This window comes from Burkholderia sp. DN3021, from assembly GCF_049805555.1.
Lineage (GTDB): Bacteria > Pseudomonadota > Gammaproteobacteria > Burkholderiales > Burkholderiaceae > Burkholderia > Burkholderia pyrrocinia_C.
Genome location: NZ_JBNCAB010000153.1, coordinates 1 through 7,580, shown reverse-complemented (window position 1 = coordinate 7,580; position 7,580 = coordinate 1). Strand labels below are relative to the sequence as shown.

9 protein-coding genes are annotated in these 7,580 nt (G+C 69.9%); 5 read left to right on the top strand and 4 right to left on the bottom strand.

What is annotated here, in order from left to right; all coding sequences use genetic code 11:
- The first annotated feature begins 139 nt into the window (after positions 1-139).
- The 3 genes from ACPUER_RS35500 (at position 140) to rfaE2 (ending at position 3,369) form a co-directional block, all read left to right on the top strand.
- Positions 140-1,366 (top strand): patatin-like phospholipase family protein, encoded by a 1,227-nt coding sequence (locus ACPUER_RS35500; RefSeq protein ID WP_425133417.1) that lies wholly within the window; start codon positions 140-142, stop codon positions 1,364-1,366.
- Between the two features lie 466 nt (positions 1,367-1,832).
- Entirely contained in the window at positions 1,833-2,711 is an 879-nt protein-coding gene (locus ACPUER_RS35495; protein WP_011353352.1) for a diiron oxygenase, read from the top strand.
- Positions 2,712-2,883: 172 nt separating this feature from the next.
- Entirely contained in the window at positions 2,884-3,369 is a 486-nt protein-coding gene (gene rfaE2, locus ACPUER_RS35490) for a D-glycero-beta-D-manno-heptose 1-phosphate adenylyltransferase (protein ID WP_072437326.1), read from the top strand.
- Positions 3,370-3,385: 16 nt separating this feature from the next.
- On the opposite strand, the gene ACPUER_RS35485 is transcribed toward rfaE2, so the two are convergent.
- The 3 genes from ACPUER_RS35485 to ACPUER_RS35475 all read right to left on the bottom strand — a co-directional run bounded on the left by ACPUER_RS35485 (position 3,386) and on the right by ACPUER_RS35475 (position 5,591).
- Positions 3,386-3,628 carry a hypothetical protein gene (locus ACPUER_RS35485; RefSeq protein ID WP_175963805.1) on the bottom strand — a complete coding sequence of 81 codons (243 nt, stop codon included), beginning with the start codon at positions 3,626-3,628 and terminating at the stop codon, positions 3,386-3,388.
- A 257-nt stretch (positions 3,629-3,885) separates the two neighbouring features.
- Complete coding sequence (locus ACPUER_RS35480; RefSeq protein ID WP_310135379.1) at positions 3,886-4,674, bottom strand: type III pantothenate kinase; 789 nt, start codon at positions 4,672-4,674, stop codon at positions 3,886-3,888.
- Positions 4,671-5,591: a biotin--[acetyl-CoA-carboxylase] ligase gene (locus ACPUER_RS35475; RefSeq protein WP_425133416.1), complete on the bottom strand. Its 921-nt coding sequence runs from the start codon at positions 5,589-5,591 to the stop codon at positions 4,671-4,673. The genes ACPUER_RS35480 and ACPUER_RS35475 overlap by 4 nt, the downstream gene beginning before the upstream one ends.
- Positions 5,592-5,979: 388 nt before the next feature.
- Here ACPUER_RS35475 and ACPUER_RS35470 point away from each other — a divergent pair, with 388 nt between their 5' ends.
- Together ACPUER_RS35470 and ACPUER_RS35465 are read left to right on the top strand one after the other, a co-directional pair.
- Positions 5,980-6,291: a hypothetical protein gene (locus ACPUER_RS35470; RefSeq protein ID WP_425133415.1), complete on the top strand. Its 312-nt coding sequence runs from the start codon at positions 5,980-5,982 to the stop codon at positions 6,289-6,291.
- 29 nt (positions 6,292-6,320) lie between these two features.
- The gene (locus ACPUER_RS35465) at positions 6,321-6,830 is read left to right on the top strand and encodes a hypothetical protein (RefSeq protein ID WP_310135895.1); all 510 of its coding nucleotides are present in this window, start codon (positions 6,321-6,323) and stop codon (positions 6,828-6,830) included.
- A 42-nt stretch (positions 6,831-6,872) separates the two neighbouring features.
- Here ACPUER_RS35465 and ACPUER_RS35460 read toward each other — a convergent pair.
- The coding region (locus ACPUER_RS35460) for a tetratricopeptide repeat protein (protein WP_425133414.1) at positions 6,873-7,580 on the bottom strand (708 nt) is incomplete at its 5' end.

Genomic DNA, 7,580 nt, shown 5'->3' with positions numbered 1-7,580 from the left:
CCGCCAGGCCGCGCAAGCCCGCCGCGAAGCGCGCGAAGCCGGCCGGCTCGGCCGCGGCGAGCGCGGCGGCCGCTTCGTCGCCCGAAACCCGTCCGCCGAAGCGCTCGACGTGACGCGGCACAGTTAGAGCAGGTCGATCATGCGGCTCGCGCTCGTTCTGATGGGAGGCGGCGCGCGTGCCGCCTACCAGGTCGGCGTGCTGAAGGCGCTGGCCGAGATCGCGCTCGAGGCCGATCCGGACCGGCACACGCTGCCGTTCGCGGTCGTGTGCGGCTCGTCGGCCGGCGCGATCAACGCGACGTCGATCGCGAGCCACGCGGACGACTTTTCCCACGGTGTGCGCCGCCTGCTCGAATTCTGGGAGCACCTGCGCCCCGACTACGTGTACCGCACCGACTGGCTCGGCATCGCGGCCGCCGGCGCGCGCTGGCTCGCGACGATGACGTTCGGCTGGGCGGCCCGCCGTTCGCCGCGCGGGCTGCTCGACAACGCGCCGCTCGCGCACCTGCTGCAGCGCGAACTGAGCTTCCACCGGATCGAACAGATGCTCGAGGCGCGCCTGCTGCACGCGCTCGCGGTGACGGCGCTCAGCTATTCGAGCGGCCGGCACCTCACGTTCTACCAGGCGGCCGAACCGATCCAGGCGTGGCGGCGCGCGCAGCGCACCGCGCGGCTCGTCGATCTGTCGGCGTCGCACCTGCTCGCGTCGTCGGCGATTCCGTTCGTGTTCCCCGCCGTGCCGCTCGTGCTCGACGGGCAGATCGAGTACTTCGGCGACGGTTCGATCCGGCAGATCGCGCCGCTGTCGCCGGCGATCCACTTCGGCGCGCACCGGATCGTCGTCGTCGGCGCGGCCGACCCGCGGCCCGAGATTCCGGCCGCGAACGGCGCCGGCCGCGTGCGCGGCTACCCGTCGCTCGCGCAGATCGGCCAGCAGGTGCTTGCGAGCGTGTTCCTCGACTCGATCGGCTCGGACATCGAGCGGATCGAGCACATCAACCGGATGATCGAGCACCTGCCGCACCAGGTCGAGGTCGATAGCGGCTGGCGGCACGTCGACGTGCTCGCGATCGCGCCGTCCGAGCGGATCGAGCTGATCGCCGCGAAGCACCTGAAGCAGATGCCGGCCGCGATGCGCGGGCTGCTCGGCGCGGTCGGCGGCAGCCAGCCGGCCGGCGCGTCGTTCGCGAGCTACCTGCTGTTCGAGGAGGCGTTCACGCGCGAACTGATCGAGCTCGGCTACGGCGACGGGCGCGCGCAGCGCGACACGCTCGCCGGCTGGATCGCGCAGGCGGACGGCGGCAGCGCGCCGGCAGCCGGCACGCCGCCGGAAGACGGGCTCGCGACGGGCGAAATACGGGTCTGATGCGCGCAGATGGCGCGCGGTTGCGTTTTTGCGACGGTCGGGCGCGACCGATCGCCGCACCGGGATTGGCGGGGCGCGACCGGGCAGGCGTCTCGGAAGCGTCATACACGCGTGATATCATGGCCGCCGCCGTATACACCACATCGAGCAGCCCGCCGATCCGGCATCCGCACGGGACCCTACGGGGAACCCGCCTGGGGGCAGGGGGCGGGCTCGCCAACGAGCCGGCCAGCGCCGGCCCCCCACTCAGGCAAGCGCGGCCGGTTCCGTTCGAACGGAGCGTGGCTGCGGCGTGCCCAACGGCGGCGGCGCGGCCGCCCGGCTGCCGGACGTGGAATCAGCGTCCGGTCGGTCGGTTTCACGCGTAAAATTACAGTCTTGGCTGCAAAAAGCGCGCTTGGCGCGCTTTCGCGGCAACAGTCACGTTTAGAGAAGTCGCATTGCGCAGAACAGGGGTGGGACCATCATGAACACGATGCTTTATCCGGAACTTTACAGGTCGCTCGAAGCCGTCCGCTGGGACATGGAGAAGGACATTCCGTGGGACAAGTTCGACGCTTCGCTGCTCACCGACGAGCAGGCGAAGACGATCAAGATGAACGCGATCACCGAATGGTCGGCGCTGCCCGCGACGGAAATGTTCCTGCGCGACAACCAGCACGACAGCGACTTTTCCGCGTTCATGAGCGTGTGGTTCTTCGAGGAGCAGAAGCATTCGCTCGTGCTGATGGAATACCTGCGCCGCTTCAAGCCGGAAATGGTGCCGACCGAAGAGGAGCTGCACGCGGTGCGCTTCCAGTTCGACCCGGCGCCGCCGCTCGAGACGCTGATGCTGCACTTCTGCGGCGAGATCCGCCTGAACCACTGGTACCGCTGCGCGGCCGACTGGCACACCGAGCCCGTCATCAAGCAGATCTACGAAACGATCTCGCGCGATGAAGCGCGCCACGGCGGCGCGTACCTGCGCTACATGAAGAAGGCGCTGAACAACTGCGGCGACGTCGCGCGTGCCGCGTTCGCGAAGATCGGCGTGCTGATGGCGTCGGCGCGCCGCACCGAGAAGCCGCTGCACCCGACCAACTTGCACGTGAACCAGGCGCTGTTCCCGCGCGACACCGTGCAGTCGCGCCTGCCCGATCCGGAATGGCTCGAACGCTGGCTCGACGAGCAGATCCGTTTCGACGGCGAGTGGGAAAAGAAGGTTGTCGAGCGCATCCTGCACAACCTGTCGATCCTGTTCGAGCGCACGTTCGCGACCGCGCAGGAGCTGAACCGCTATCGCAAGGAAGTCACCGGCCGCCTGCAGGCCGAAAGCGGCCCGTCGTCGGCCGCGCAGCCGGCCTGAGGCCGGCAGGCGCCGCCGCCGGCGTGAATCGCGCCGGCCGCGTTGCGCCGTTCCGCGTCCGTTGCATGAAGCCCGCCCGGCCGGTCCGGCGGGCTTTTTATCTGGCGCCGCCGCCGGGTCCTGCCGCCGGGTCTGCCGCACGCGCCATCGTCCATTCCGTCCGATCTCCATCATGTCCGCCACCTTCGAACGCAAGCTGATCACCCGCGACGCCCTCGTCGCCCTGCGCGCGTCGCTGCCGTCGCCCGTCGTGTTCACCAACGGCGTATTCGACATCCTGCATCGCGGCCACGTCACGTATCTCGCCGACGCGAAAGCGCTCGGCGCGTGCCTGATCGTCGGCGTGAACTGCGATGCGTCGGTGCGCATGCTCGGCAAGGGCGACGACCGGCCGATCAACCGCGAGGACGATCGCGCGGCGCTGCTCGCGGCGCTGGAAAGCGTCGACTGGGTCGTGAAGTTCGAGGAACAGACGCCGGTGTCGCTGATCGAGGCCATCCGTCCGGACATCCTCGTGAAGGGCGGCGACTACGACATGGATGCGCTGCCGGAATCGGCGCTCGTGCGCGGCTGGGGCGGCCGCGCGCTGGCGATTCCGTTCGAGCACGACCGCTCGACCACCGCGTTGCTGAAGAAGGTCCGCGCGCAGCAGTCCTGAGCGCGGGCCGGTGCCGTCAGGGCGCGGATGCCGCGAGCGGCTCGGCCGTGACGGCCGCCGGCGCGATCGGGCCGCCGACGGCGGGCTGGTCGGTCGCCTGCGCCAGCGGCGTCACGCGCAGCGCGTCGGGCTGCACCTGCCGCGACAGCACGCCCGGTTCGCGCGGGCCGGCCGCCGGCAGCGGCCCGAACACGCCGCGCGCCACCACGAACGCGAGCATGTTGGCGAGAAAGAGAACAGCGATCAGCCAGCGCAGCATCGTCGAAACTCCTTTTCGTTCAGTCGTTCAGTCGTTCAGTCGTTCAGTCGTTCAGTCGTTCAGTCGGGCCGGCCGCATGGCCGGCTTTTTCGTTGTTTCCGTGACTGTTCTCAACAGTCAGGCAACCCGTGTGCGGCCTTTGCCTCGCGGGCGGCGGGCCGCTTGCAGCGGCGCGTTCCCCCAACGTTCCCGCGACGAAATCCTGCACCGGCATGCGCCGATACCGTCGGCGAGACGGCGAAGCCGACGTAACTCCGTCAATTCTGCGCTGCCGCTTCCGCGGCAATCAGCGCGAGCCCGGACAGGATCAACGCGTCGTGCCGCGTATGCGGCAGCGTCAGTGCGCGCGCGACCTCGTCCGCCGCGCCGCCTGCCAGCACGAGCCGCACGGGTGCCTGCCATGCATCGGCGAGATCGCGCCACGCGCGTTCGATCAGCCCCGCCTGCGCGTACAGGCAGCCTGCCGACAGCGAACGCGGTGTATCGACCTGAAACGGCTCGGCCTGCGCACCTGCGAGCAGGCCGCTCGCGATGTCGGTGGTGAGCGTCGGCAACTGCGCGGTGTGCGTGCCGAGCGCGCGCATCATCAGCGCCCAGCCCGGCGCGATCAGCCCGCCCGTGAAGCGGCCGTCCGCGCGCAGCGCCTCGAGCGTCGTCGCGGTGCCGAACGTCGCGATCAGCAGGTGCTCGCCCGGAAAGGCTGCATGTGCGCCGATCAGGCCGGCCCAGCGGTCGCTGCCGAGCTGTTCGGGCGTCGTATAGCCGTTCGTCACGCCGCATTGCGCGGGGCGCGAGCGTATCGTCGTGCGCGGCAGGCCCGGCCAGCGCGCGTCGAGCAGCGCGTCGATTCGTGCGGCCACGTCGGCGCCCGCGACGTTCGAGATCCATGCGCCGCGCGGACGCGGCAGGTTCGACCAGTCGGGATCGCCGCCGCCGTCGCGTGCGTGGCCGAACGCGCCGGTCTGGACAAGCGTGCGCTGCGCATCGGCGAGCGCCCACTTGATCCGGCTGTTGCCGGCGTCGATCAGCAGGTACGGCTCGTTCATTGCGCTTCGCGCAGCGACACGTCGCCGGCCGCGATCGCCTGCACGCCGTTCGGCGTGTCGAGCAGCAACTGGCCGGTCGCATCGATGCCGGTCGCGATGCCGCGTGCGCGTTCGACGCCCTGTTCGAGCAGCACGACTTCGCGGCCCGCGTACGCGTGCAGTGCATGCCAGCGCGGCAGGAACGGCGCGAGCCCGTCGGCGCCGAACTGCGCGAGTGCGGGCGTGAGCGCGTTCAGCGACGCGGCGAGCGTATCGGTGAGGTTGGCCGATGCGCACGCGATCGACAGCGCGGCAGGCGGCAGCCCGCTCGCGAGCGTCGCGTCGCGCGCGCGCAGCGCGTCGACCTGCGCGGCGACGGCTTCCGCGCCGCGCACGTTGATGCCGAAGCCGATCACGACGGCGGTCGCGCCGGCGGTGGCCCACACGGTTTCGATCAGGATCCCGGCGAGCTTGCCGACGATGCGCGGCGTGCCGTCGTCGGTGGCCATCAGCAGCAGGTCGTTCGGCCATTTGAGTGCGACGCGCATACGTGCGTCGAGCGGCAGCGTGGCCAGCCCTTCGGCGAGCGCGACGCCGATCGCGATGCTGAGGCCGCCCAGCGCGTCGACGGCGCGCGGCACGATGCAGCCGACCGAGCACAGCAGTGCATTGCCGGGCTGCGCGAACCACGGGCGGCCCTGCCGGCCGCGGCCGGCCGTCTGCTCGAACGCAACGCGCACGAGCGGCGCGGGCAACGCGTTCGCGCTGCGCGGCAGTGCCTTGAGCCGCGTCGCGACGTCGGCGTTGGTCGAGCCGGTGGCGGCGACGATGTCGAGCGGCCACGCACGCGGCGCGGCGTCCAGGTGCGCGTCGAGCCGGTTGCGCGCGATGTGCGCGTCGCCGGAATCGGGCGTGTCGGAGGAGTTGGGGGCGTTCATGGTGGCTATTGTAGCGACAGGGGGCGGGGGCGCGTTGGGGAGCGGGGAACAGGTATGTACCGATATGATCGCGCCACGCAAGTTCAGAATCTTGGAATTTCGCGAGACCGAATCAACATCGATACAAAGATCTGGCGCAACGATTCGCTCATTCTTCCGAGCCAGCGTAACCGGATCGAGATCGAGTTCATTCCCGCCTGTTCGCCTGGCGGCTGTGAGAACACTTGCGGCACAACCATGCACCGGCAGAAATATCGACGGCGATGGCCGCGCATCCGGCGCGGCTGTTTGTTTGCTGGCTCGGCTTCACGGACACGCAAGCGCTTGCAGTTGGTGTTCTGCTTGACCACGGACCTGTTGCCGCTTTCGTCTGCAGAACCCGGCACCGTTGCGCACCGGCGCCAGCCTGCATCTTGATATTCACGACCGGCGCGTCTACGTTCGATATATCCGCTCCGACAGCCCGCGCGGCGTGCGCCAGCGCGTCCTCGTCGTTGCCGCATCGAGGGAAATGGCGATGAACAAGCTTCATTCGTGTTCGAGCCTGTCCAGCCTGTTCGAGCGCTTTCACCGCAAGACGCCCCGGATCTCCGACGCCGTCGGGCTCCCGATGACGCGCGCCTGTCGCCGGCTGATGGACTCGCTCGCGTCGGCATGGTCGGCGGTGCGCTCGGGTATGTCGCATACGCACCGGCACTGATGCGGCGGACCGTTTTCAAGGAGGTGGCCATGCAACTCCACATGCATTCGCACCATTACGCGCGCCGCGTTCCGGTGTGGCGAGCCGCCGTGATCGGCGGGGGCGTGGCCGGTGCGGTTTTCCTCGTCATCCAGGTCGTCGCGGCGGCAATCATCGGACACGACGCGTGGGCGCCGCTGCGCATGATCGCGGCCATCTACTTCGGCGACGACGCGCTCGCGCCGTCGATCACGGTTGAAGTGGGGACGCTGCTGGCGGCGCTGGGCGTGCACTTCGCGTTGTCGATCGTATTTGCGCTGATTCTGGCCGTGATCATTGCGTGTTTCAGCCTGGATTCGAGCGTCGGGATGGCCAGCGTGACGGGGGGCGTATTCGGCGTGCTGCTGTACGTCGTCAACTACTACGGCATGACTCAGTTGTTCCCGTGGTTCGCCGACGCGCGAGGGTGGGTAAGCGCGCTCGATCACATTGTCTTCGGACTGATCGTGTCCGACGCGTACATGCGTCTGGAGCGACCCGCGCAGAGCGATGCCGCCTGACGGGATGCCGCGACGGCGCCCCGGCCAGGCGGCAAGGTCGCGTCACGGCGCAACAACCGGGTGCTTCAGCGCATGCGCGGTCTCGATCCACTGCGCGTGGAATTCGTCCGCGTCGGGCCGTAGCCCCAGCTCGCCGTTGCGATAGGCCATCGCGAGCGTCTGCACGGCTTCCGGCAACTCGTGTTCGGCGGCCCGGCGATACAGCGCGAGCGCGCGCGCGTCGTCGCGCGGCACGCCGCTGCCGTCGCGGTACGCGTTCGCGAGCATGAAGTCCGCGGCCGGGATGTCCGCGCGCGACGCGACGTCGAACCAGTGCGCGGCCTGCACCGGATCGGCGGCGATGCCGTAGCCGCTGCGATAGATCAGCCCGAGGTAATACGCGGCGGCCGGGTCGCCCTGTTCGGCCGCTTCGCCGAGCAGCGCGCGGGCGCGTGCGTAGTCCTTCGGGATGTCGCCGCTGCCGAGCAGCAGTGCCTTGCCGAGCGCGAGCTGCGCGCGCCGCGCAGCCGGTGCGTCAGCCTTGCCGTTCGCCTGCGCGGCGGTTTCCAGCCAGCCGCGCCCCTCGTCGCGCAGCCCCGGTTCGCGCGCGTCGACGAGCGCGATGCCGAGCGCCGCCTGCGCGGCGCCCGACCCGCGACGCGCGAGCGTGCGCAGTTGCGCGAGCGCGTGCGGCTCGGTGGCCTGCGTGACCATCGCCTGCCACTCGTCGAGCTGCGCGGCGCTCGGCGCGGGGCCTGCGCCGCGCAAGCC

What these genes read in the sequence shown, in the direction of transcription:
- ACPUER_RS35500 (WP_425133417.1), top strand. Translation starts at nt 140, where the DNA reads ATGCGGCTCGCGCTCGTTCTGATGGGAGGCGGCGCGCGTGCCGCCTAC.
- rfaE2 (WP_072437326.1), top strand. Translation starts at nt 2,884, where the DNA reads ATGTCCGCCACCTTCGAACGCAAGCTGATCACCCGCGACGCCCTCGTC.
- ACPUER_RS35475 (WP_425133416.1), bottom strand. Translation starts at nt 5,591, where the DNA reads ATGAACGCCCCCAACTCCTCCGACACGCCCGATTCCGGCGACGCGCAC.
- ACPUER_RS35485 (WP_175963805.1), bottom strand. Translation starts at nt 3,628, where the DNA reads ATGCTGCGCTGGCTGATCGCTGTTCTCTTTCTCGCCAACATGCTCGCG.
- ACPUER_RS35495 (WP_011353352.1), top strand. Translation starts at nt 1,833, where the DNA reads ATGAACACGATGCTTTATCCGGAACTTTACAGGTCGCTCGAAGCCGTC.
- ACPUER_RS35465 (WP_310135895.1), top strand. Translation starts at nt 6,321, where the DNA reads ATGCAACTCCACATGCATTCGCACCATTACGCGCGCCGCGTTCCGGTG.
- ACPUER_RS35480 (WP_310135379.1), bottom strand. Translation starts at nt 4,674, where the DNA reads ATGAACGAGCCGTACCTGCTGATCGACGCCGGCAACAGCCGGATCAAG.